The organism is Lysinibacillus sp. EB271-A1-10B (genome assembly GCF_058791335.1).
The window spans coordinates 51,068-76,624 of record NZ_JBYTDL010000003.1 but is presented as its reverse complement, the minus strand read 5'-3'; the positions used below and the strand labels follow the sequence as shown (position 1 = coordinate 76,624).

The following is a 25,557-nucleotide window of genomic DNA, read 5'->3' as shown; positions in this document are numbered from 1 at the left end:
ACAAATGTTTTATCTGTGCGAAAGCGAAGCGACAGCAACAAATGTTTTATCTGTGCGAAAGCGAAGCGACAGCAACAAATGTTTTATCTGTGCGAAAGCGAAGCGACAGCAACAACGAAGCACCCAGCCGAAACGGAAATCATCCCCTCATTTTGCTGAAGAAGTATGACTTTATTTAATTTGTCACCTTCATTCTCTTTTTTCGATAATTACGATTCAAGTACAAATCCCATTTCAATCCTTACTTCCCTTTTTTCAATATCTTTATTGGAGTAACTTATTAGGTCACATCCAATTAAGTGAAATCCATGTTTTCTGTAAAACTGTATAGCAGGATAATTAGACGTTTGTGTTTCTAAAACGATTGCCCTCACCCCAATTTCTGCTGCTCGCTTTTTGACTAAAGCCATGAGCTTACTACCAATGCCTTGCTGTTGATAGGCTGGATCTATATGAATATCATTAATTCTTAACACATGATGCCACTTCTCATGATTAAAACTAACAATTCCCGTTTCTTCCCCATTAAACTCAACAATATAACATTCCATATCCTCTATATGATCCTCAAAAATTTCTCCTTCCAAATACTTGTGAAAAGGCGTGTCGAAATGTTTTAACGTAAAATCAACTGACCAGCCATTTTCTTGTTCTTTAAAGGAAACATCATAATAATTATTGGAGCTGTATTGATAGATAATTTTTTTGCCTTGTGGGAAATTTTCTTTATATATCCTTTTTATTTGTATCAAGTTGAATCACCCTTTTCACTTATTCTTATAATAGAAAAAACTCTTTAATATAATTGTATTCAAACATTTAACCAGCCTTACGAATGCGATGTTAATGGAAATAACGGTCGTTCTGTCCCGAAATTTATCATCTGCCGAATAAACAATACATCGTCCTCGGTTTCAATTACTTCAGACTCTAGATCAGGACAATCAGGAATAAAGTGAAAAATAATTCTTTTTATATCCGATGTAGTAATGTAGCTTAAAACTTCTATTACATCAATTTTACTGCGACTAACAACATCAAAAAGATGTAATTCCTCACCCTCTTTTTCGAATATTACTATAACGTCTTCGTCTTGGATAAAATAAATTGAATTAGGAAATGCAATAAGAAAATAGAACATAAGTAAACTTTCATTATCTTTCACATCTAAAACCGACGACAATGGAATTCTTTCCTTCGCATACAATTTCAATAAAGATACATCGTTGCTATTTTCAGCATTTAATTTTCGGATCGTGGTGTTTGATTTTTTCTGTAAACGATCAGCATTTAAGAAATATCTACTTTCTTGTACTCGTGAAAACCCAAATTTCGGATAGAAATCTAAGACTGTTTCATTCGCAAATAAATAGATGAAATCGTATTGTTTCTCATATTTATCAATAATGTCATTCATTAATTTCCTTGCTAAACCTTTATGACGATAATCCGGATGCGTCATTACTGTACCAACTTGTATGGCTTTATAATCCTTACCGTTTACAACTACAGTCATTTTACTTATTGATGCATTTGCAATTACCTTTTCTCCATCGATATATGAATAACAACTATACTGATCGTTCCAGCAACCTTTTTCATACCATTGGCTAAAATCTAATCCAAAAACTAGCTTTGCTAATTCATTAAAACTTTCTCTATATTTTTGATTGTCCTTGTAATCATATACTAATTGATAATTTGTCATATTTACGCCTCATTTCTCTATTTTATTAGCTCAAAGTAAGTAATTGAGACATTACCATTTTGCACACCCCCCATAAAGACAAAAAAACCATAAGAAGAAATCCTTCTCATAGTCAAATTTAAATTCAATATAAATTAATACTCCTCAGTGTAATTGTGGCTGTCACTTCGCTGGGCTTTAGCTTCTGTACAAAAAATACTCGTTCGGATTTTGCCTTGACCCTGCTAGAGGCTTATAGGAGATATTAAAAATATATGATTTGAATAGATATGATGACTTCTAATCGCTATTGTGCAAATGGGCGAACTGAAAATAATTAAGGTATACACCTTAATATGCGTTATTGCACTATAAAATTATTTAAAATTTTATTAGCCATTAATAAGTTTCATCATAAATAATCAAAACCCCGTTTCACCATATATTTAACACAACTATACATTTTTCTGGATACTTTTGTAAAGAATAATATTAGCTTTCATTTTTTATGTAAAAGCTTATAGACCTTTACAGTGTCTATAAGCCAGATAGTGCATTATTTATTGTTTTGGTGTGTTTGCGGTAAGTGGATTACTGTTTGCAACTAATTGTACCGGTGTCGTGCCTTCCTGAGAAGACGATGTCATTTGTTGTGCATTGTCTGACATCCCATAGCGTTTCACTACGCCAAAAATAGCTGCGGCACCTAAAAGTCCCCATGCAAAAAATCTCACTGTTGATAGCCTCCTTTATCATTCTGATTATTTTTAAACAGCTTTAGTATTGGAAATCCTCTGCGGTTTATACGGTGTTAACTATTTGAGTTTTTTATTCATTTTACTGATTTTTTTCAAAAATCACAAAATACGGTAAAGTAAAATAATGTAAATTCGTATAGAGGTAGAACATGAATATTAAAGTTGCAACATTAGATAATATTCCGCAAATAGAAATATTATATGAAGAACTGTTTTTAGAGATGTCAAAACTACAACCAAAGTACATAGCTCCAGCAAAACAGGATGTGGAGTTTCTTAGAAACACAATTTCAGAAGAAAAATCGGATATTTTTGTTGCTGAAATAGATAACAATATTGCCGGCTTTTTACTAATTCAAGAATTAACTACTCCTCCTTATTCTTGTATCGTCCAGCATAATTATGCATATATTATGGATGTAATTGTTGGAGGTCAATATCAAAGTAAAAGCATTGGTTCAGAATTGCTACGAGAGGCAAAAAAATGGGTAGAAGAACGTAAATTAGATCATTTAGAGCTAAGTGTCTTAGCAGAAAATAGTGGTGCTCTTGCCTTGTATGAAAGACATGGATTTAAAGAAGCGAGCCTTATTATGTGCTTAGAACTTTAAAAATAAATCGATATTAGAGCCTGCATTAAAAGTAGCAGGCTCTTTAGAAATGTTAACATTCGACCTATGTTATTTTACAACCATTTATTAGTACAAATCTCCATTGTTTTTTATAGAAGCAAGTGTCTTTTCAAATAACTTGGGTTGAATCTCAGGATATGTTAGGTATATTGGTAGACTGCTAAAAAGATTTCTCTTTCACAATCTCCGGATTCACATTATATGTGTACCCATCATCTGCTACTTTCCCTTTTGTATTCACAGGGTTTACTGTAACGGAAGATGTAGTTCCATATTTTGCTTCATACTTACCAGATCCTATTAAATTAATTGTTTCCCCATCTGAATTAGGAGAAATATTTTTTAAATTCTCTTGTGAAACCACCCTTGCAATTTCATTCAATTTCATATTTTCCATATATGCGTTAAAATCTATATTAGGGTATTGAGGAAAAGTATAATATGGACTAGCCGTCACAGTACCTGACGCATTTGCCAAAAGTTTTACATCCCCGTTCATTTTAGCCGTATTTAATATTACAATGACTTCAACAGAAGAATGTGCGGGAACTCGAATATTTTGCGGACTAACTATATACGTATACGATTCACTATTTTCATAACTTGATGTATCAGAAAAATTGTATTCTGTTGACAATTCTATTCCGGTTTCTCCAACAAAAGGTATACTAAATTTAGAAGTGGCTTTTACTCCAAATGAAAATCCATGTGTAGTCGAGTTAGTAACAGTATTCGAAAGGGTTTTAGTAAAGCTTTGCGTCGTTAAAACTTGTTCCATATCCGTGTTATTTGTTAAAGTTTCTCTTCCTACATATACATTTTCTGAACTAGTAATTACAGGTGAGCCATCGGCTTGAACTGAAAATTGATTAAATTTCAAATCATTGTAAATTATTTTCGGATCTTTATCCTCTCGATACGTACCTTCTATCTTGTCAGGATAATATTTATTCAAGTTTTTCACAAAATGATTTACTAAGTTTTCAATTGGTACCTTTGCATCTTCTATTTCATTTTTAGTTTGCATTGCATAAATTTTTTCGCCAGTGTTTTGTGTAGCGCTTACAGAAATTGGTGATGTCATCGCAAACGAAGTACCTATAGAAGTAATGGCTATCAATGCTAAAGTCTTATTTTTCAGATTTTCCATAATATTCCTCCTTTTACATCAATTTATCATATGACACATCTTGACACAAATCTACAAAAAACCTACCTATAATAATACTTGTTTTGTTGCTTTTTCTTTCGTTAATGTACCTGCCTCTGCTTGGTTGAAAATTTCTTGTACTTTTTCTTTAGAAATCTCATCAAAGTTAGCTGGTTTACTAACTTGCCCTTTCACATATTCACTACCTCCAATAATTTCGGTTGGGACTTCGGCAGCAAACGCAGCTCCAAAAGTTGAAAGTGCAAATACAGCACCTAGAGTAGTAGCAGCTAATTTTTTCCTCTTTTTCATAGTTTTCAATCTCCCTTTAAAGTATTTTGTCTTACAGTCTTAATTGTATAGGCGTTATCTGTAGTTACTATGAAGATTATCTGAAGATTACCTGGAGATTTTGGAGTATCTGGAGTATTTTCCCGAAAATATTTTATCTCTGTCAGTAAATCGTGGTAGATTTGAGTACTAACATTAATTCAATTTTCTACAATTTTTAATGATAACACCACCTGTTATATCAATATATAGAAAAAATATCCCGTTTTGTTTTACTTAAGACTTCCATTTTCTCAATTCTCAATCGCGACTTTGTTTTAACATGTTTTATATCATTTTAGAAGTATAGATGTTCATAGCACTTCCGCCAATTTCTTACTCAAGTATCTTTTGAAGTTGCGGGTACTAAGCTTTTTCTATTCAAAAGTAAAAAATTGTCTCAAATAAAATCTGAGACAATTTATATATTTAAATGTACTTTTTAGTTATTTCCTTATCCATTTAGGTATAGTAGCTACAAACTGTATGCCATTTTCTGTATTTTCCATTGTATAGATGATCGAAAGAGATTCAAAAACTTGTTTCACAATATATAAACCTAGCCCACTTCCACCTGTATTCCTATTTCTGGATTTTTCGATTCGATAAAAAGGCTCGAATAATTGTTGAATTTCCTCTTCCTTAATTTTAACACCTGTATTAATTACTTTTATTTGAATCTGATTTTCTTTTCGAAGCCTAGTTACTTCAATAAATACTGTTTCTCCATGCGGTGAATACGTAACTGCATTATGAATTATGTTTTTAAAGGCTTTTTCTAATAAATCACGATCTGTACGTACACTCATGTAAGGAGAAATTTGTTTTACTATTTTAATGTCTTTTTCAGAAGCAAAAAAAACAAGATCTTTCGTTATTGAATCAACTAATTCTAAAAGGTCGACTTCTTCCAATTGCAGTTTAGTGGTATCTTGTTCTAGTTTAGACATACTCAAAATTTCGCGAACGAGCTGTTCCATTCTTTCAATAATTTTGTGGTTTTTTTCTAAATAGAAGTCACGATTTTGATAAGGGCCGATATTATAAATCATCCCTTCTAAATATCCTTTCATAACCGTGAGAGGAGTTTTTAATTCATGTGCAACAGTAGCGAAAAATTCCCTACGTTTTGTTTCGATTTTTCTTTCTCTTTCGATATCATCTTTTAATTGTTCATTTGCTATTTGTAAATCAATCATTGTTTGTTGCAAATTATTCGACATCTCATTCAAGCTATTGGACAGTTCCTCTAATTCGTCATTTGAACGGACTACGATGCTTTCGGAAAAATTCAGGTTTGCCATCTTTTGCGCACCCTCATTTATATAAATGAGCGGTTTTGTAATGAACCTTGAATATAAATAGGCACTCCCTAATCCAATACACACTACAATGATACTTATATAAGGAAGAAAACGTACTAAAACCTGTGACGCTTCATCAATAGGTTGAAATGTCGCGAATACAGTAACTGTTAAATTACTTTCATCTAGGAATTGAATCGGCAAAGTAACAAAAAATGCATTCCATAGAGTTTCTTCATTCTGTATTAATGCTGTTTTTGCAGTAAGATTTGATGATTGCGTAGTTCCCTGCATCATGAAAATAGGTGAATATATAATAGTTTCTTCTTTAGTTCGCAGATAAATATTAGCATTGTTATTTTTGATGTAGTTGTCAAAAAGCGGTATCGCATTGTTTAATGTTAAATTCTTAGCATTCTGGATTATTTCCTCTATTCCCGATTGGAGCTGATTGGTTTTATATTGTTCATAAAATGTTGGAAGGAAAAAGTATAAAGTTAAATAAATCAAGACTGCAAAAGATAACAATATGAGAGACATGACCATAAAGAGCTTATAGGTTATTTTTTTCATCTTCATGATGTTTACAATCCTATTCATCGAAATTCCCCCTAAGATCAACATATTTTAATTTTCACCTGTCTATCCTAAGGGGGAATATACGTTATTGATAACTAGTCATTGCTGCCTGAAAGTGAATCTGACGGACTAAAGTATCCTAAAAGTTTTATTACTAATGGAATTAATTATCTTAGAGTATTCTCCTAACACATCAAAGAAATTTAATTAGGAGATGTAGAACCCGATGTAGAACCTTGTATCATATCTTCTTCTGGATTAGATGAATATGGATCCCACTCTGGTGTTTGTTCACCCGGTTTTGTTGTGAACTCCTCCCACTGTTCTGGTGTCATTTCTCCTCTTGGATTTGGAGATTCCCACTGACGCTGATCAGGTGTAACTTCTTCTGAATATGTGTTATTATTTTGGTCCATATTGATTTCACTTTGATCCAGGTTTCCATCTAAATTCATCAAATTCGCAAATAAACCAATTGCTATTCCGATAGATACTAAACCAATGGATGCTGCTATTTTCGTCCACATTATTTCCACTCCAATTTTATATTTGACTTCTATTCCAACTACATTTTTACAAACTATTCCTTTTTCAGATTCTTACAAACCAAATTTCGTTTTTCAAGATACACTACCTTATCAGATTGTTTAGCAACTTCCTGGGAATGAGTGACAACGATAATACATTTATTTTCTTTATGAGCTAGCTCTTTAAACAAATTGACAATTTCATCCGAAGTATTCTCGTCTAGATTACCGGTCGGTTCATCCGCAATTAATAAATCTACCTCACAAGACAATGCACGAGCAATGGCTACACGCTGTTGCTGACCGCCACTAAGCTGTAAAACCTTTCTTTTTGCTTCGGTTTCCGACAAGCCAACCATTTCTAATAACTCAAGCGCTCTTTTCTTCTTATCATTTATGTTAACTCCTGTAATTTCCATTGCCGTCACGACATTTTGAAGAGCCGTCATATACGTAATGAGATTATATGATTGGAAGATGATCGAAACATATTTATTTCGATATTTATCTAAACCAATTTTCCGTATATCTTTTCCTTTGTAAAGTACATGTCCTTCTTTTGGGTTATCTAATCCACTTGCTAAACTAAGTGCGGTTGTTTTTCCTGAACCGGATGGACCTAAAATGCTATAGAAACATCCTGTTTCAAAGGTGAAATTTACATTCTCTAATAAAGTATTCTTCTTATTATTACTTTGATAATAGTAAAATAGATTTTTAAATTGTAATATAGTGTCCATGTGACTCCTCCTACTCATCTTTTAATAGTATTTCTTTTGGATTTAAACGAAGAATTGACAACGCTGGAAGAAGTGTTGATAAAATCGCAATTAATAGCCCTAACCCACCTAAATTCAACACATCTTGTGATGATATACTGACATCAATATTGTCGATAGGATCCACATCTTTTTCTGGACTATTCATACTTCCAAACGAGAACCCTAAAGTATTTGATTCTTGTTGTTGATCTTCGGCAGCAATCACTTCTTGCTGTAATAAACTGTCGCCCATTTTTTGAGACACTGTTTTACCTGTAATGATAGAAAGACCAAATGCTAGTACAGCTATACATAGTACTTCTACTAACAGTTGTCCTATTAATTTTCTCTTTTTTTCACCGATTGCCAATAGAATACCTAATTCCTTGCGTCGCTCTTTTATGGTCAACATAATAATAAGACCTAATATAATGGATCCTGCAATGGATACTAAATAAACAATCATTTTGGAAGTAGCGGCAATATTCTCGATAGGGCCTACCATTTTTTGATATAAAGCATCATGCGCATCTAGCTTAAATAAATCAAAATCAATAGTTGTTTTCTTTGCCTCTGCTTTAAAATCCTGAATATTCTCTGGATCATTTAAGTAGTAAATTGCTTCGTTTATAGATACACCCTTTTTATCACTTTCTTCAGACATTTCTTTCGTCGCGTCATAAGTAGTATATAATTTGTTAGATGGATGCATTATAGCTTGTAACCTTTCATCGAAGTCGGTTATCCTGGAATTTTTGTATATCCCTATTATTTCCAACTCAACCTCTGATGTTTCATGAGGTGATTTAATCTTTAACTTATCACCAACTTGAAGCTCGTTTTCTTCGGCTAACCGTTTTTCAATCAGAACTACTTTCTTATTCACATCCTCTGATTCAATTGAACGACCGTCAATAATTTCATTCGTCCCATCTGTAAATTCTTGTAATAAATCAGAACTTTTTACACCTTCGATAAATGTATTAGGCATTTTCATATTTCCAGAGTGACTGCCACCTACTGCTCCACTTATCCCTTCGTCACCGTTGTCACCGTTGTCACCATTAATAGGCGTGAAATCACCTGCTACAAGCATGTCACTTTTAAGATAGTTGTAGTCTATTACATAGGGTGACTTCGCTAACTGGTCCGCTTCATCAGCGAAAAGCTCAGGGTGTTGTATTTTTCCATTTGGATTCTCTTGTCGCTGTTTCGCCACATTTTCCATAAGCTTCTCTTCGTCCATTCTAAGACTCACGTCAACACCTAATGTTTGTCTAGCGTGATCATTCGCCTTTTGTGAAACATTTTGAATAGCGAAACCCGCTAATACTAAATTGGAAACTACTAAAAATACAGTAAATAATATTAGCGATTTTCCTTTCCTTGCTTTAACACTTAAAAATGCTCGTTTGATAAAATTCATTTTCCTTACCTCCTTGATAGCTATAATATATAGGAGTAATGTGTAGTTTATATGGAGATACTGCGAAGTGTATCTAGAGATATACGGGAGTTAATGTGGATCAATCTCCGAACTTTATTTTTGAAGAAATGATTATTTTATATTAAAAAAGAAGCAATTCCCCCACCAAATGGCTTATTGATGGAGGAATTGCGTGCTGTAAATTTTATATTCAATTATTTTAGTTCTTTACAGAAATAGTTTAAATTAGACAAGAAACACTTTTGTTTCTATGATTACTAGTTTTTTCGAATCTGTAATTTCTGTTATTTTAGCCTATAAGTAAATTATGTAGGGGACTTTAATTTAGTGAGTGACTTGATTTAAAGTGAACTATAGATGATTGTTCATCAATTATTTTCATTTGTTACTGTATAACTATCCCCATAGAAAAAACACCTCCACGTTGATCTGATAAAGTGCAATATTCCCGATCAACGAAAGGTGTTTTTATTTGTTCTTGTTTTTAGGTCAGTGTAATGCTACACATAGTGATGAAATTTATGCTAAATTTTCGTTATTTTTAAAGTAATTTTTCATTTTGTCTGTATCGAAACGGCCTTCCCATTTCGCCATAACTAATGACGCAAGTGAGTTACCAATTACGTTAACGACTGTACGTCCCATATCAAGGATACGATCGATACCTGCGATGAATGCTAAACCTTCAAGTGGAATGCCGACAGTACCTAAAGTTGCTAGAAGTACAACGAATGATACTCCTGGAACACCTGCAATCCCTTTAGATGTAACCATTAATACAAGCATTAACGTAATTTGTTCACCAATACTTAGGTGAATACCGTACATTTGAGCAATAAATAATGCAGCAATAGCTTGGTACAGGGTTGAACCATCTAAGTTAAAGGAGTAACCGGTTGGAATAACAAAGGATACGATATCCTTTGGAGCACCTAATTTCTCCATTTTCAACATAATTCGTGGTAACACAGCCTCAGAACTTGCTGTTGAGAACGCTAAAATCAGCTCATCTTTTAGTACTTTAATTAAGAAGAGGATGCTGACACCTGCGAATTTTGCAACAAGCGCAAGAACGACAAATATAAAGAATAGCATTGTTGCGTAAACAAGTATAGCAAGTTTAGCCAGTGGTATCAGAGAAGCGAATCCATATTTGGAAACGGTTACACCGATTAAACCAAATACCCCAAGCGGAGCGAATTTCATGACAAGGTTTGTTACCCAGAACATAGCGTCTGCTACCCCTTGGAAGAAGTCTAATACTGGTTTTCCTCGTTCGCCAATGGCAGCAACCCCTAAACCAAAAATAACTGAGAAGAAGATGATAGCAAGCATGTCGCCTTCACCCATTGACTGAATGATATTTGTGGGTACAATGCCTACAATAATATCAAACGGTCCTTCATGCTGTACTTCTTCTGTAGTTGTAACGTATTTCGAAATATCTCCTTGAGAGAGCTCGTTCATGTTCAGACCTGCGCCAGGTTGGAATATGTTTGCGGAAAGTAAACCAACAACAATTGCTACTGTTGTAATAATTTCAAAGTAAATAATTGATTTCCCGCCCAATCGTCCAAGCTGTTTCATGTCTCCAGTACCAGCTACACCAACGATTAAAGTCGAAATAATAATCGGCACAACAATCATTTTAATGAGATGAAGGAAAATATCGCCTAAAGGTTGTAAATATGTTTCGATTTTCGGGCTTCCGTAAAAGATACCACCAACAATAATCCCTAAAATCAAACCGACTAAAATTTGAGTCGCTAAACTGATTCTAAATTTCTTCTTCAAAACTTTCGTACCTCCTAGTATTAATTTTTTTGGTTCGTGCCTTATCGTACAAGTTACTTATAAAATCCGACAAAATCCGATGAAAAATTAATTAATTTTTAAGAAATATCTGAATATATCATCCAACAAATTCCTTATTATCGTAAGTATCGCGCGCATATACTATTAAATCCTTTTACTTATAATCCGCTTTATTTTTACCAAACTAAAATATATTCATCGATTTAGGGGAGAGAAAATAATGTGTAGAATGATTAGGTGCTTTTTTCTATTAATTGGAACACTACCATGTTGGGATTCGATAGAACCCCAGAGAATGTATTAAGTTAATGGGCTCGGAGTGGGTTTTAAAGCTGCTTAGTATGAGGTTTATCTACAATTAATTAACTTTAAAAATATAGCCAAATCTGACACCCCTTCTGTTCTAGAAGCGCCTGCAGAGATTGGAAATGCTAAAGGAGACACAGCAGAAGAAGCTATTTTTGAATTATATCGTTCCGTTGATCAAGAAGTTAAATGGGGGCATATAACCCATTTGATATTTACAGAGGAATCTTTAAAACACGAGGACGCTTTCTCAATTATCGATACTTTCTTACGATTTAGAGAAACATGATATCAGACAAATGTCCACTTTACCCAAGAGCCCTAAATGAAATTCCTTTAATAACACCTTTTTAAATAAACCACTGATAACAAGCTAAGCTATGAAACTGCAAGGAGGATTGAATTTGAGTGTATTTATTATTTTAATACATTATAGATAGTGCTATTTTCCTATCCACTAATTGTTATTATTGTAAGTCAAATAAAAAGTCGATTCCTTAATTTATGGAATCGACTTTTTATTTGGTACTTTGGCTGGTAAATTCCCCCCCCTTTTAACAGGTGGGACATTTACAATAAGAAAAGAAATTTTGACAAATTCGGACCATTTCACTTCATATACTTATCACATTACCCATAAAGTCCTGATTTAGGCGAAACTAGAAAAGGGTAGAAACCATATGTAAATGCGCTTCATTCTGGATTGTAATGTTTAAATCTTTAATAACGTTGCTACTTTATTAACAAACCTGTAGAAGTGACTTCATAAACTACTTTTTCCCCAAAACTTTCTTGTTCACCATTGTCTATTTTCATAATAGTAGCCCTGTGTCCCCCCTCTAGATGTGTCAATTCTATTTTGTCGCCTACTTTCACTGGTACCTTTTGTGATTCCGCATTCTGGTGTTTGTTTCCATAAATATCTTTATTGTATATCACTTGTCCAGATGAATTCTGCACTATTATGCTTGCATATGTTTTATCAAAGTAATGATGTGGTACACCTGCATTTAAATTGATTTGTATTTCTTCAGTCAATTTATTCAAGTTCACATTTGCAAACTCAAAATCTCCAATACCCTTCAGCGACCATGTAAATTGGTTACCATCCAAAGTTTTTGCTTCTGGTAATTTTTCTACCTTCTTTAGACCCTCTACGGTAACTTTGTAGATGCCTTTTTCTTCAAAGCTTTCTTGTTTTCCATTATCTACATTTGTAATCGTAGCCCGTTCTCCACCTTCAAGATGTGTCAACTCAATATAATCTCCTTCATTTACGGACACTCTTTCTTGTTCTGCATTCTGTTTTTTATTCCCATATATATCTTTCTTATATACTTCTACTCCAGCTAGATTTTGTACTTTTAAACTCGCATATATTTTATCAAAGTAGTGATGTGGCACACCTGCTTTTAGATCAACTTGCATTTCTCCTGTCGATTTATTCAAATTTACCTTTGCAAATTCAAAATCTCCAATTCCTTTCAACGACCAGGCAAATTGGTTACCATCTAAAATGTTGCCAGATTCTGATGTATCCGGTTTAATTGGATTAGAATCGGTACTTTTCCAAATTTCAGCTGTTAAGATTGGATACCCTAGAGCCGCTACCTTTTGGATCGTATCATTATTTGGTCGCAATCCCCATTTTTCAAAAAATGGAATTAAATTTTGTTGAGCTGCTTTAGAGGCTTCAATCATAAATAATTGTTTCTTGTCTTCATTATTTTTAGGTAACATACTATCAGACATATTTCTATACGATTGATGCAATTTAGGATAAAATTCTTCTCCATACGCCAGATGTAATTGCCATAGCATAGCAAGTTTAACAAAAAGATCACTAATCTCGTCATAATTTTTATTCTGCTGTTCTAAGTAGCTAAAAGCCTTTGGATAAACACCTTCTCTCTCTAATCTGGTTGGATGACCAAATGCTTTTTCTACTGCAAGACTATAAATATTGTTTTGAACCTCTGTCATATTATAAAATGCCCAAGGATTTTGTTGTCTCATATGCCCCGCCTCATGCCACGGGCCCCATCCATCATTTATAAATTTATTAATATTTAAGATATGTTGGATTGCGTCTCCTACATATGCAGTTCTATAAGGATATGCATACATAAAATAATCTAGAGAATTATTATCCTCAACATAGTGTAGATAATGTTTATCTACTTGTTCTTCAGATAATCCAGATATTTTATCTTGAATTCTAGTAGCTTCATCTAACTTTTTCAATAGTTGAGTAGGATCTGTGTTAGAGCCTATCAAATATTTTTTAACACGTGCTGGGCTAGCAGTTATCAATACACGCTCCCCTTTTAATTCAACCGTATGTGCATTTGGATATTGATTAAGCATATCTATTAAATCTTGTTTTGTATGCTTTCCGAGTTCATAGAGAGGGGTAGCCGTTCCGCCTGATGTTATTGTTGTTTGAATGGTGCCTCCTTGTTGTTTATTGTAAAAATAAATCATCCCACCATTTGGAGACTGAATAGTGTTTGAACCAGATTTTAATGTAAAGGATTTTATTTTTGAATCTTCTCTCCATGAAGCATCATATGAATAAGTTCCAATGTATGCATCGATATTTTGATTTCCTGCTACTTGAATGATTATTTGTTCATTAGGCCTAGCGTATATCCCAGTCGGTTCATAAGGACTGAATGATCTATCTCTTCTTTCGCTTTTTTGGAATTTCGCGATATCCCCTTTTCCTGGAACTGCAAACTTCCGATTTTCCACTGCCACTGATTTTTCGTTTTTTAACACGTTAGATACATTCTGTTGCTGTGTTTGTTCTTCCGCAAAGGCTTCTAATGAAGGCGTTATTCCGGTAGCAAACATAGAAAATAGAGCAGTTGACATCACTAAATTTTTTGTTTTTTGTTTTTGTCTTCTTTTCATCATATATCTCTCCTACTATTTATTTAATTACATAAGTAATCCTATTACTTATATATCCATAGTATCTTTTGACACATTTTTTAACAATTCCGCCATAAATATACCAATATCAACACATTATTAATCATTTATTCTCTTAATTCATTATACAAATCAAATAAACATATCAATAAACACTTCGAATAGCAATATTGATATAAAATCAAGGAAAAAACTATATTAATTGTCATAATTTGTTCATTTTATAAGTCATCATTCAACCTCATATATGAAACGTAAATAGCCGAACATTTACGTCCTTTGGATGCTATCAGGCAAATCTATGCGAGGGGTAAAGAAACAATTAAACATATTTTTGCGGAAGTTTGCTTTTACTGCCATGAATTTGAAAAAGCTAGCTGATTATTTCGGAATGCGAATCTTCAACTAAACCAGCTAATAGGTTGTCAATATCTATATGTAAAATGGCACTTTTCTTTATATTATACTGTTTTTGGACAAACCAAATAATCCCTCCAAGTGTTTTGTGGAATTATTTTCATCTAATGGTCAATTTTAAGATAAATCAAGGAAAACTTCTTTCCTCTTTAATAAAGCATATAGCCATTGAAGAAGTTTATTAATACAAGCAACTAACGCAACTTTTGAAGGTTTTCCTTCTGACCGTCAATCGGATTACTAAACGGTTCTAGTAGGCTAAGGCACAGTTTATATTTAACTGTTTTTGTGTGGAATAAGAAGCTCTAGAAATAAAAAACTCAAAGAGTTTTATGACAAGAGTTGTCGCTGTGAATTTTCCTGAAATGGCAATGTTAGCGGAAAAGGGACAATTCCTTTTAAGAATTGTCCCCTTTAATTGAATTACTATTAACTGGTGGTGTTCAATAATTTAAAATAACCTTCATCGTTTTATCAATGCAGATAATTCGCCCTCAAAAACTTTTTCTTCCTTATCATTGAAAGTAGATAACAATACCGTTAGGATACCCATTTCATTCTTTGTTGCTTTCTTATCTATAACCTTTACAATGATATGTAGTTCATCATCAGGATACACCGGCTTTATAAATCTAATATTATTCATTCTTGTTCCTGCAATAACATCCTCACCATATTTACCTTCTTCAACCCATAGCTTAAATGAAATAGCTAGTTATGTATCCCAGAAGCAATGATTCCATTAAAACTTCCCTGATTTGCTTTTTCCTCATCTAAATGCATATATTGGGGGTCAAACTCACCTGCAAACCTCATAATATCCTCTTTTGTTAATTTGTATGGTTTAGTTTCGAACACATCTCCAATTGTAAATTCATCTAACTTCATAAAAACACCTCTTAAATATTAATTAATACGATTACTTAGTCTATTCTAACACCTACTATTAATGGTTAGTATTACTTTTCAACAGTTCTTAGAGTTACCTTCTTCTATTGAGTTTTTATAATTGGTATTTATAATTCTTGATGTGAGCAACCTACTAATACTAATCCGCAAATTGTGATGAATCCTTAAATTTTTTTCACGCAATATCCCTTTTTATTGTTAAACGTTTATTTTTCATTTTTTGTTTCAAAAGAAATTTTTATCATCGCCTTTTCCGTTATATTCTAAGTGTAATTGCACAATCTAAAACGTAACAAACAATAACGGAGGTTGTAGCAATGAAAAAATTCTTGTACTTAGGGGCACTGACTGCGTTCTTACTAACCGCCTGTTCCTCTCACGATGAAGCTCCAGCTAGTGAACAAGCAGAAGCAAAGGAGAAAACCGTTTTTGCAGAAACAAAAGAAAATTTTGAGAAAAGTTATCTATATGAAGCGGAAGATCCGTTTACAAAATGATTTGCTGAAGACAGATGACTAATTAAAGTTATCTGTTCTTGTTTTTATAAAATCCATTATAAAAGATACGTCACAATGGAAACTTTCTATTGGATTCAAGTACCTGACAAAGACGATTCATCCTATCATGTGGATGTAGGTTTGCATACATTAGGCTCCTTAGCTTAGACGGAAATAAGATAGTGGACAATATTTCACCATCGATTCCTGCATTCTACTGTTTTGATTATTATGTAAAAAACCAACAAAAAATATGTCTGAATGTTGTTGGACTATTTTAGGTGAGGTATATTTTAAAATAACTTTATAACTTAAATAACACTTCCTGTATCTATCCTTCTTTTTATTTATCTTTTCCTTACTCTCTCCTTAATTAAAGAAAAAATCCTGCAGAAACAGGATTTTAAATGGACAGTATATTTATATAACTACCCCCCATTATGAAATGGGGGGTGGCACCTATTGAATGTTCTTATTTTACCAACAGTTCACGCTTAAATTGCTTTGATTTTTCTTTCTTTTTAAGAACTACAAACGATATGGTTGTACCATGCTTTGGCTTACTTTTAATTTGAAGTCCTTTACCGTAATGTTGTTTTAAGCGAAGATCTGTATTAAGCAATCCAATGCCAGTTGAAGTCTCCGATTTTCTTTCAAGTAAACGTTCCATCGTAGCTTCATCCATTCCAGTACCATTATCTGACACAGAGATCTCAATATACGTGTCGAAATCTTCAATGCTAATATGAATATTCCCGCCACTTTCACGGGGCAATATCCCATGTTTCAAAGCATTTTCAATTAATGGTTGGATGGTCAGTGATGGTATCATGACGTCTGTGGAAACGTTCAGATTCCACGTTACGTTTATCCGCTCCCCGAAACGTTCCTTATGAATGTATAAATAAGATCGAACAAGATTTACTTCGTCCTCCAGTGGAACAAGCTCATCAATATTTTGAAACTTAAAGGATTCCCTTAAAAAATCACTTAGTGCTTCAAGTAGCTTACTAGTACGCTCGATATCAATTTCACTTAACGTGATAATCGCATTTAATGTGTTGAATAAAAAATGGGGCTGTATCTGAGCCTGAAGCCATGCTGCCTCCATTCGAAGCCGTTGTTGTGCAGATTGTTTAACGTCGGTTAGTGCTTTTACTCTTGATCTTAGCTCTAAAGCGTCCACTGGTTTTGTGACGTAATCATTCGCACCAGATAAGAAACCATTTTTAATGTCTTGCGGCTGACTTCTTGCTGTGAGAAGTAAAACTGGTAGTTCAGTTATTGAAAATTGCTGACGAATTGTACGTACTAATTCGTACCCAGACATATTTGGCATCATTACGTCTGATATGACTAAATCCCACTCTTGTGACATTAATATTTCGAGAGCTTTATTACCGCTTGTAACAGATACTAAGTCGTATTTTTCTATGGAAAGTATTGTTTCGATAACTCTTAAGTTAACTGGATCATCATCGACAACCAATACTCTAGGTCGATTCGCTTCCATGATTGAATGATTTTCAATACGATCATCAAATGGATTTGCAGGAGTCACTACCGCTGATACTTCGTTCACATCTGATAGCGGTGCTACATTTGTTTGCTCATCCGTTCCGTCAGATATTGGTAGGGTAAACGTAAATTCTGACCCTTTCCCTACAGCTGATTTTACCCGTAATGTTCCTCCATGTAGTTCAACCAAACGTTTACTAATACTTAGTCCTAGCCCAAATCCGCCTTCTATCATTGCCTCCTTACTATAGGTACCCTGCTCATAAGGTTCAAATATACGTTCAATGGTTTTCTCATCGATTCCAATACCAGTATCCGAAATCACAATTTCCGCCATATCATTTCTTACATGACCAGAGATCTTTACTTCACCTTCGTTCGTGTATTTCACCGCATTATGAAGTAAATTGAAAACAATTTGAATCACTCTATTTTCATCAGCCAATACTTTCGGGAAATCTTTAGGGATTTGATTCAATAACTGAATCTGTTTTCCGTCACTCATAACATAGAGCATATCTAATACACCCGATACAACTGCGTGAATCGAAACAGTTCTAAACTTTAGTTTAAGATTATTTTCTTTTAAACTCATGACATCTAGTAAATCATTTAACATAAGTGACATACGACTTCCTACAGACAGCACTGTTTCTAAATCCTTGACACTTTTGTCACTGAGTACACGTTCTTCTCTTTCCAAAACAGCTTTAGATATGTTAAGGATCCCATGAAGTGGATTTCGTAATTCATGAGAAGTATTAGCAAGAAATTCATCCTTTAACTTATCAGTCTTTTGGAGCTTGGTTGCAAGTTCTTTCGTATCTGAATAAACCCTAGCATATCCTTTAAACCACAAAATAGCCAAACAAGTCATCGTTATAATTAGATCAATTGGATACATAATCACTTTTACTCCAAAAATGAGAAGAAGACCATCCCAAATAAGATTATTACTAAATGCTAAAGTGGCAAGAAGTAAAACAATATTACTTCTAATCTCTTTAATAGATTTTTGCATTACTGTTAGGATCGTTATAACCAATGCGATTGCTATTATAATAATATAAACGACTTGATTAAATAGTATATAGCGTGTAGGTAGTAAGATTGTCAATAAAGAGGTTATACCACAGATAATACTAAACCAACTTATATATTTTCTCACATGTTGTGGCAACCAATGTTTTATGCATTGAAGTAGTGAAAAGCCTATCCCTACCATAACAAGATGAGCTAATTTAAAGCCCCAGTCGTAGTTAATCAAAAACCAATAAGATAATAATTTGTCATCGCTTCCTAATAAGTAATAATTCATAATGCACATTGATAACAGAGAAAAGTAAAGTAATCTTCTATCTTCCATGCTTCCTACAAAAAATAAAATGATGGAATAGATCGCATGTATTAAAAAAACTATTGCAACTAGTTGTTGCATAGCTATCGACAATTGCGTTTCCCTACCTAATATATCTTCTTTTCCTAATTTAATGGAGCGAGAAATTCCACCGCCACGAGGATCCTTAAAGTTAGAAGCCTGAACAATAATTTCGATTTCATTATGACCGTTTGATTCAAAGGAAGCAGTATATGGAACGTTTTTGGCAATTGTATTTTCTGCATTCTCCCCTATTTCACCTGATTTTGCTAACCGTCGTCCATTTACATATAGTTCTGAGGAACTCCGAACGCTGGGAACTCGTATACTGAAGGTTATTTTTTCTTCCGGATTGACCAGTAATTTTAATCGATAAGAACCGTAACCATAAGGACTCGTCTCTTCCTCTTGTAAAGCAGAATTCCACCTATTAGGAACCTGTATGTATGTAGATTGAACCTTTTTAAATTCTAAGTGTTTTTCTTCATTAATCAACCAATTATTAGGATAAAACTCCCACTCTCCATCGAGTGTAATGGCATGTTCATCATTAAAATTCCAATTCCTTAAATCCATTTGCCCTTTTACAGCATGTGGTTGATCTGAATTATTAAATAATTCCAACCATAAAACTCGTGAGCCTGTTAGAAAGATAATAAACACGCAAACGATGAGAACAATTTTTCTTTTTTTCATCAAAATAATTGTCAAAAGGTAATTTGTGGTTTATTACCACAAGCCCTTAGGCCAAACTGCACCTCCTACGATATATTATCCTAACATGCCAAATTTTACAATGTTGCAAGATTATCATGTCGATAATAGTTTAATAGGTGGTTTAATAAAAGCTGATATATTTATGCTACACTTACTTCCATTTTATCGAAAAGAAGGTGTTCCATTAGATGTTAAAAGAAAGAACCGGGTCATGAAGCGTCCACCCAGTTCAAATTAAGTTATACGTATATTTCCCCTATATTACATAAGCTTTAACTGTTTCAGTGCGTATTCTGTAGTCATTGTAATATTTTCTGGAATTTCATTTATTGAAAACCACTGCACTTTCTCTAAAGCATACGGTTCTCTATTTTCTACTTCACCGTTCGTAATATGAGCAGAGAAAGTAGGCGCTACATAATGAACATCTTCTGAATGTATAATATGGTTGGTCACACATACCAATTGTGTAATTTCGATGTCCACTCCAAGCTCTTCTTTTATTTCACGTATAATCGCATTTTCTATTGTTTCCATATAGTCAACTTTGCCACCCGGTAAGCTCCAACTGCCTGCTTCAGGTGCTTTTTTACGTAAAACGAGTAAAACTTTGTTAGTCTTATCTAGAATAACTGCCCCAACGCCAACTTTTGGTGATTTCACTTTCTCCATTTGTATTTCCTCCTATAATAGCTAGCCGCTATCCAATGTATATAACTTCAATTTGATATGTAATATATGTAGTGTGAATGGTTACTTACGAAGGTCATATACTCCGCTAAGTAGTAGATGCCATCTTCATAACTATAATACTCGTAAAATTTAATGTAAAAATATAGGGAGAATTATTTCTAACTATATTCCATTATTTATTTTTACAAGTTAGATGATTACCATCTCTCCTTTTTACTGCTTTACGTATTATATATTGTAGAAAGGAGGGAGTAATTATGAGTTGTTCAAGCAATGGTTACGGCTCAGGGTCTACTTTTGCCCTAATTGTTGTATTATTCATCCTTTTAATTATCGTTGGCGCTACTTTCATTAGTTACTAATAAACGACACCGCCAATATCTCTATTGCTCATATTTTTCCTAGAGTAATACTAATTTATCCCTATACCTTCTTTATGAATGACTAAGGGTCACCTTCCTCCAGTGACCCTTTTTTATACTTACATTCTATTTAATTAGAGAAAAAATATTAGTGTCATACGGAACACCGTTTTGGTGCATATAATTTCTTAATATCCCTTCCTTTTCAAAGCCTAATTTGGTTAATAGTTTATTTGAAGCTTCATTTTCAGTAAAAACAATAGCTCCAATACGCAATAAATCCATCTCTTGAAAGCCAAATGATAGGACTCTATTAACAGCCTCCTGTGCATACCCTTTTCCCCAGCTCTCAGGAAAAAGTGCATAGCTGATTTCAGCTCTTTTATGCTCAGTCGACCACTCTTGAAAACCGATAGTGCCAATAATACCTTCTTGTCCTTTTAATGAAATTCCCCATTTAATTCCACGTTTTTCATCATAATTCTTTGAAAAATTTTTAATTATTTGTTTAACCTGCTCTATATTTGTTAAAGGATTCTGCCCATAGTGGCGTAATACATCAGGATTTGAAAAACAGTTTAATACTTCTTGGGCGTCATGTTCAGTAAGTTCTCTTAACACTAATCGTTCAGTATCTAAAATAGGAAACATCTTCTTCACTCCATTTCCAAATAAGTTATCTTAGATTCTATACAAAAATGGTGAGTATTGGTACCGATTTTTTAGATAGAACAATACTTTTTTATCAACAAATGTAAAAATATAGATTTATATAGATAGATTATGAAATGGTCTTTCCAATCAATTGAGCAACTTCATCCTTAACTTGCAGTGCTGAACCCTTTTATCAATCATTGAGGATTAATTCCCCCATTCATAAAGGTAATTGGCCCTGAGTTCGTTACTCTGTAAAACATAGTATACATTTAAAAAAGAAGTATCCTAGTGCGCCCGTGAAGACACCTCTATAAATGTAACTGATCAGTATTCGATTGTACGATTAGCTTGATGAGGTGGGAAATCCTACATTCAATTAACGTGTTCGAAAAAACTAAGTAGATGTGAATGCCGTAAATCACACTTTTAATAAAGGCTGCGACGTTGTTACAGCGTTTGATAAAATATACTACCTTTTCTTTATACAAGAAGGAGGGAGCTGCATTGAATTATTCATCTTATGGATCAGGGACGAATTTCGCCTTTGCTATTGTTCTATTCATTCTTTTGATTATTGCCGGTATTGGCTTGGTGTATTTATTAAGAACATTAATATGGAGCGGTGCGTCGCATTAATCCTAATCGCTCAGTATATATTCTGTTTTGAACCACTTTGTTGGTGTTTAACTTTAACATAAAGCATTAAAATGGGATAACAGACAATTGACATGTAATGTTTGTCTCCATTCTAGGGCTTGCGTGTATGAATAGAACCAATAACGGAAGTCCTTTTTTATGTTTTAAAATTCTTCATTGGAATGTACTAACCCTTGTCTCACGCTTCCTAATAGACGATTAAAATACTTCGATTCTACGATAATTGAATTAATACTTTTCATTTCCTCAATAAACATTTGTTTTTTCTTTCACTTCATTTATAAACTGTCCTTTTATTACGTGGAATATCATGAAAAGAACCATACTTTGCATCACTAAGAAATTTTCCTCTGTACATATAAGGCTATTCATTGAGGAGCCTATTTCACATTCCAGTTTACTTACTATTATTAAATCTCTTACAACTTAAAATTCTAACCAGGATGACTTGTTTTCTATATATGTCAACTATTCATAGTCAGATGGAGCCATTTTATTCATGTTCAAAGTTGTTCTTCAGATTCGATTTCAAATAATAAATACAAAAAGACCAGAACTCATTTTATTAATGAATGGCTGGTCCTCTGACAAGATTACATGCATATATTACTTCATTATTCTATACACTTTCTAGACAAACCGTAAACAACACTTGATCTTGTACTATTTGGAAGGTTTAGATTACAACCACCTGTTCTCGAAGCTCGGTTTTTAAAGTCTACAAATATACAATACATCCTCTTTCTTCTAATACCTCTATCCAACTAGGGACACTCAATTGATGATTCCATCTTAAATCTAGACGTTCTAAATCTTTGATATCCATTAGGGATATAGGTAACTCTAAAAGTTGATTACTTCTCAAGTCTATTTCCAACAAATTTTGTAAATCACCTATATCTTCAGGCAATTTTTTTAATTGATTATGTCTCAAATTCAACCGTCTTAATTTTTTACATTTATTTAAAGAATGTGGTATATCTTCTAATTGATTTTCTTCTAAATCTAAAACTCGTAATAAAGCTAATTCTCCAAATTTCTCAGGAAGAGATGTAATTTGATTATTTTTCAAATGTAATTCTCTTAAATTAGTTAAACTACCTATTCTATTTGGCAACTCTGTTAATTGATTATTCATTACACGTAGCTCTACTAGTTTGGTTAAATTTCCAATTTCCTCGGGCAATTTTTTTAAACTATTATCACTTAAATTTAAATATTTCACTTTTGTCAGTTGACCGATTTCACGTGGAATTGATTGCAATTTATTGTTATGAAAATACAAATAATCTTCCATATTTATAAGGTGACCAATTTCGGGAGGAATACGGTCTATGGCATTATGCCCTACATCTAACATTCTAAGCTCTGTTAAATTCATTATTTTTGAAGGCATCTGGCAAATCTTATTGACAGAGATGTTCAATATCTCCATACTAGCCATCTCAAATATTTTTTCAGGTATTTTTATTAATCATTATCAAAAAGATTTAATTCTTTTATTTCATTTATTAGTTCTTCCTCTATGATAGGCAAAGTTTGTAAATTCTTCTGTGATAAGTTTATTTTCATGCTCTTTCCTCCCACTTCAATCTCAAAATCTTAACTTGTTATTCTTCTTTAGAATAGAACAAGTGTTTCAGATTTACAAGTAGTCGATGTGAGAAATCGATTTCTTCATGGCGTAATTGTAGCTGTCCCTCCGAAGACCTTTGATGCTGCCGCTACGTTTACATAAGGCTTTCGTCCAGTAACACTTTACAGGTCATTTAGCGATATCGTATTTTAGATGCGATAATTTTAGACTACCATCCTATAGGAACTCTTTTCCGATTCCATGACACTCGCTGAAAGAAGTTAAATAAAAATAGTTCGTTGAAACTGACGATGGAACACCGTATTTCCTTCTTGAGGTATACCTAAATCGTTAATACCCCAAGTATTTACAATACATGGATCACTTGGGATAACAGGGTCACCAGGAAAGAAAGGAATGACTGGATCACTTGGCAATGTCACCAGTACTTCATAACATGGATCAGTGGGTAGCCAAGGATTTTGCGGAGTTGCATGAACGACAAGTAGTTTTTTTGCTGGAATAGTAAAAATAAGAGGCACTGGCGTTTAAAAAGTGAAGGCTGCGATTCTCCACATAAGAAAGCTTCTTTTGGCATCTCTTCTTGAGCACAATTTTGCCAATCTAATACCGATACAGTTACTGTTTGTGGTGCGTCTGTTTTATTTAAAAGTGTGACAACAATCGTCTCTGTAGCTGGATTTCTCCATATTGCTCCTGTCGTAAAATTACTTGGAACAGGAAAGCTATTTTGACAAATTGGACAAGAAGATACTTTATTTGATCGAAATACATTTTTACAATCACAATTGCAGGAAGTATTCATCATTGTCTTACCTCTTTTCAATCGATAGATAATAATACTAGAATATGATAAATCATTTATAGGGTTTAGGTTATTCGTACATAGGCTGTAGTATATAAATAACAAGACTATTAAGTGCTTTACCCAATTCTGCTTATGAATAATATCAATATATTTTTCTTATTATTATTTTCCTATACATCCCATTGAGCATGAGGGGCGTATCTTCTTCCACTACTATATTTTCAGGCGACATTTCTTCAAAACTCTCTGTTGTAACTTATGTAATGCAAAAAAGGCATCAAGAAACCTTGATACCTTTTTTACACATCTTTAGTTATCCACGACCAGCCTGGAATTCAGGATATAAAGTCATTCCACCATCCGCAAATAGAGTAGTACCTGTTACATAACTAGCCTGTGATGAAGCAAGCCATACTGCGACTGCAGCGATTTCTTCTGGCTTTCCGATATATCCCATCGGCACCATGCTTTCAACATCGGCACGTTTGGCTGGATCAGCAAATTTCTCAGCATTTATAGGCGTATTGATTGCTCCTGGTCCAATGTTATTGACACGAATTCCCTTTGGCGCATATTCTAAGGCTAATGTTTCTGTCATTAACTTAATGCCCCCTTTACTAGCGGCATAATGCACAAACAACGGCCAAGGAATTACCTCATGCACACTGGACATATTGATAACTGTTCCTTTAATGTCATTTTCGACGTAATATTTAATGGCTTCTCGACTTCCTAAAAACGCACCCGTTAAATTTGTACTAATGACTCTATTCCAATCACTTAACGGCATTTCATGAGAAGCGACTGGGTTTTCTATACCTGCATTATTAATCATCACATCGAGTGTTCCAAACTCTTTTATAGCTGTTTGAACGAGATTAATGACATCCGCTTCAACTGTAACATCACCTTGTACAGCAATGGCCTCCCCACCAGCTTTTTTAACCTCTTCCACTACAGCATTTACATCCGCTTCATTGGAACGATAATTAATAACTACTTTCGCTTTTTCCTCTCCAAAGCGAATGCCCATTGCTTTTCCTAGCCCCGTTGCAGCGCCTGTGATGACAACAACTTTCCCTTCTAAATCTGGATACATACAAGATCCTCCTTT

22 protein-coding genes and 3 pseudogenes are annotated in these 25,557 nt (G+C 33.6%); 6 read left to right on the top strand and 19 right to left on the bottom strand.

Translation table 11 applies throughout. From position 1 onward, the window contains the following. Positions 1-209: 209 nt before the first annotated feature. The 3 genes from AC3WSK_RS05580 to AC3WSK_RS05570 all read right to left on the bottom strand — a co-directional run bounded on the left by AC3WSK_RS05580 (position 210) and on the right by AC3WSK_RS05570 (position 2,421). Positions 210-752: a GNAT family N-acetyltransferase gene (locus AC3WSK_RS05580; RefSeq protein ID WP_492413723.1), complete on the bottom strand. Its 543-nt coding sequence runs from the start codon at positions 750-752 to the stop codon at positions 210-212. A 77-nt stretch (positions 753-829) separates the two neighbouring features. After that, entirely contained in the window at positions 830-1,708 is an 879-nt protein-coding gene (locus AC3WSK_RS05575; protein WP_492413725.1) for a GNAT family N-acetyltransferase, read from the bottom strand. 539 nt (positions 1,709-2,247) lie between these two features. After that, positions 2,248-2,421 carry a hypothetical protein gene (locus tag AC3WSK_RS05570; protein ID WP_492413727.1) on the bottom strand — a complete coding sequence of 58 codons (174 nt, stop codon included), beginning with the start codon at positions 2,419-2,421 and terminating at the stop codon, positions 2,248-2,250. Positions 2,422-2,594: 173 nt separating this feature from the next. Between AC3WSK_RS05570 and AC3WSK_RS05565 the strand changes: the two genes are divergently transcribed. Next, on the top strand, positions 2,595-3,056 hold the full coding sequence (locus AC3WSK_RS05565; protein ID WP_492413729.1) for a GNAT family N-acetyltransferase: 462 nt from the start codon (positions 2,595-2,597) through the stop codon (positions 3,054-3,056). 181 nt (positions 3,057-3,237) lie between these two features. Here AC3WSK_RS05565 and AC3WSK_RS05560 read toward each other — a convergent pair whose 3' ends face one another. From AC3WSK_RS05560 to AC3WSK_RS05530, 7 genes are all read right to left on the bottom strand, one after another. Next, a complete protein-coding gene (locus AC3WSK_RS05560) occupies positions 3,238-4,227 on the bottom strand; it encodes an ETX/MTX2 family pore-forming toxin (protein ID WP_492413731.1) in 990 nt (329 codons plus the stop codon). Positions 4,228-4,293: 66 nt separating this feature from the next. Beyond that, complete coding sequence (locus tag AC3WSK_RS05555) at positions 4,294-4,539, bottom strand: hypothetical protein (protein ID WP_492413733.1); 246 nt, start codon at positions 4,537-4,539, stop codon at positions 4,294-4,296. Between the two features lie 464 nt (positions 4,540-5,003). Further along, positions 5,004-6,461, bottom strand: a complete 1,458-nt coding sequence (locus AC3WSK_RS05550) for a sensor histidine kinase (protein ID WP_492413735.1) — start codon at positions 6,459-6,461, stop codon at positions 5,004-5,006. 182 nt (positions 6,462-6,643) lie between these two features. Further along, entirely contained in the window at positions 6,644-6,967 is a 324-nt protein-coding gene (locus tag AC3WSK_RS05545; protein ID WP_492413737.1) for a hypothetical protein, read from the bottom strand. A 53-nt stretch (positions 6,968-7,020) separates the two neighbouring features. After that, positions 7,021-7,707 (bottom strand): ABC transporter ATP-binding protein, encoded by a 687-nt coding sequence (locus tag AC3WSK_RS05540; protein ID WP_492534988.1) that lies wholly within the window; start codon positions 7,705-7,707, stop codon positions 7,021-7,023. A 10-nt stretch (positions 7,708-7,717) separates the two neighbouring features. Further along, the gene (locus AC3WSK_RS05535; RefSeq protein WP_492534986.1) at positions 7,718-9,154 is read right to left on the bottom strand and encodes an ABC transporter permease; all 1,437 of its coding nucleotides are present in this window, start codon (positions 9,152-9,154) and stop codon (positions 7,718-7,720) included. Positions 9,155-9,694: 540 nt separating this feature from the next. After that, positions 9,695-10,969 (bottom strand): cation:dicarboxylate symporter family transporter, encoded by a 1,275-nt coding sequence (locus AC3WSK_RS05530; protein WP_079561146.1) that lies wholly within the window; start codon positions 10,967-10,969, stop codon positions 9,695-9,697. Positions 10,970-11,342: 373 nt separating this feature from the next. Here AC3WSK_RS05530 and AC3WSK_RS05525 point away from each other — a divergent pair. Next, positions 11,343-11,585 (top strand): annotated as a pseudogene (locus AC3WSK_RS05525) (Ger(x)C family spore germination protein); the annotation flags it as partial. A gap of 443 nt (positions 11,586-12,028) precedes the next feature. On the opposite strand, the gene AC3WSK_RS05520 reads toward AC3WSK_RS05525, so the two are convergent. Next, on the bottom strand, positions 12,029-14,212 hold the full coding sequence (locus AC3WSK_RS05520; RefSeq protein WP_492414586.1) for a M60 family metallopeptidase: 2,184 nt from the start codon (positions 14,210-14,212) through the stop codon (positions 12,029-12,031). Between the two features lie 653 nt (positions 14,213-14,865). Here AC3WSK_RS05520 and AC3WSK_RS05515 point away from each other — a divergent pair. Continuing rightward, positions 14,866-14,990: pseudogene (locus AC3WSK_RS05515) on the top strand (IS110 family transposase); the annotation flags it as partial. A gap of 123 nt (positions 14,991-15,113) precedes the next feature. Here the strand turns inward: AC3WSK_RS05515 and AC3WSK_RS05510 are convergent. Further along, positions 15,114-15,538: pseudogene (locus AC3WSK_RS05510) on the bottom strand (MaoC family dehydratase). Positions 15,539-15,876: 338 nt separating this feature from the next. On the opposite strand from AC3WSK_RS05510, the gene AC3WSK_RS05505 reads away from it, so the two are divergent. After that, the gene (locus AC3WSK_RS05505; RefSeq protein ID WP_079561143.1) at positions 15,877-16,056 is read left to right on the top strand and encodes a hypothetical protein; all 180 of its coding nucleotides are present in this window, start codon (positions 15,877-15,879) and stop codon (positions 16,054-16,056) included. 472 nt (positions 16,057-16,528) lie between these two features. Here the strand turns inward: AC3WSK_RS05505 and AC3WSK_RS05500 are convergent, their stop codons facing one another. Together AC3WSK_RS05500 and AC3WSK_RS05495 are read right to left on the bottom strand one after the other, a co-directional pair. After that, positions 16,529-19,576 (bottom strand): hybrid sensor histidine kinase/response regulator, encoded by a 3,048-nt coding sequence (locus AC3WSK_RS05500; protein WP_492414556.1) that lies wholly within the window; start codon positions 19,574-19,576, stop codon positions 16,529-16,531. 354 nt (positions 19,577-19,930) lie between these two features. Then, the gene (locus AC3WSK_RS05495; RefSeq protein WP_427484581.1) at positions 19,931-20,341 is read right to left on the bottom strand and encodes an NUDIX domain-containing protein; all 411 of its coding nucleotides are present in this window, start codon (positions 20,339-20,341) and stop codon (positions 19,931-19,933) included. A gap of 278 nt (positions 20,342-20,619) precedes the next feature. On the opposite strand from AC3WSK_RS05495, the gene AC3WSK_RS05490 reads away from it, so the two are divergent. Next, complete coding sequence (locus tag AC3WSK_RS05490; protein WP_079561140.1) at positions 20,620-20,724, top strand: YjcZ family sporulation protein; 105 nt, start codon at positions 20,620-20,622, stop codon at positions 20,722-20,724. Positions 20,725-20,850: 126 nt separating this feature from the next. Here AC3WSK_RS05490 and AC3WSK_RS05485 read toward each other — a convergent pair whose 3' ends face one another. Next, positions 20,851-21,375 (bottom strand): GNAT family N-acetyltransferase, encoded by a 525-nt coding sequence (locus AC3WSK_RS05485; RefSeq protein ID WP_079561139.1) that lies wholly within the window; start codon positions 21,373-21,375, stop codon positions 20,851-20,853. 450 nt (positions 21,376-21,825) lie between these two features. Here AC3WSK_RS05485 and AC3WSK_RS05480 point away from each other — a divergent pair, with 450 nt between their 5' ends. Beyond that, on the top strand, positions 21,826-22,017 hold the full coding sequence (locus tag AC3WSK_RS05480; RefSeq protein ID WP_492534985.1) for a YjcZ family sporulation protein: 192 nt from the start codon (positions 21,826-21,828) through the stop codon (positions 22,015-22,017). A 739-nt stretch (positions 22,018-22,756) separates the two neighbouring features. On the opposite strand, the gene AC3WSK_RS05475 is transcribed toward AC3WSK_RS05480, so the two are convergent. The 4 genes from AC3WSK_RS05475 to gdh all read right to left on the bottom strand — a co-directional run bounded on the left by AC3WSK_RS05475 (position 22,757) and on the right by gdh (position 25,542). Continuing rightward, the gene (locus AC3WSK_RS05475) at positions 22,757-23,419 is read right to left on the bottom strand and encodes a leucine-rich repeat domain-containing protein (RefSeq protein ID WP_492414558.1); all 663 of its coding nucleotides are present in this window, start codon (positions 23,417-23,419) and stop codon (positions 22,757-22,759) included. Between the two features lie 476 nt (positions 23,420-23,895). Then, the gene (locus AC3WSK_RS05470; protein ID WP_492414559.1) at positions 23,896-24,057 is read right to left on the bottom strand and encodes a hypothetical protein; all 162 of its coding nucleotides are present in this window, start codon (positions 24,055-24,057) and stop codon (positions 23,896-23,898) included. Beyond that, a complete protein-coding gene (locus tag AC3WSK_RS05465; RefSeq protein ID WP_492414560.1) occupies positions 24,054-24,443 on the bottom strand; it encodes a hypothetical protein in 390 nt (129 codons plus the stop codon). The genes AC3WSK_RS05470 and AC3WSK_RS05465 overlap by 4 nt, the downstream gene beginning before the upstream one ends. Positions 24,444-24,756: 313 nt before the next feature. Next, on the bottom strand, positions 24,757-25,542 hold the full coding sequence (gene gdh / locus AC3WSK_RS05460) for a glucose 1-dehydrogenase (RefSeq protein ID WP_079561136.1): 786 nt from the start codon (positions 25,540-25,542) through the stop codon (positions 24,757-24,759). Between the last annotated feature and the right edge of the window lie 15 nt (positions 25,543-25,557).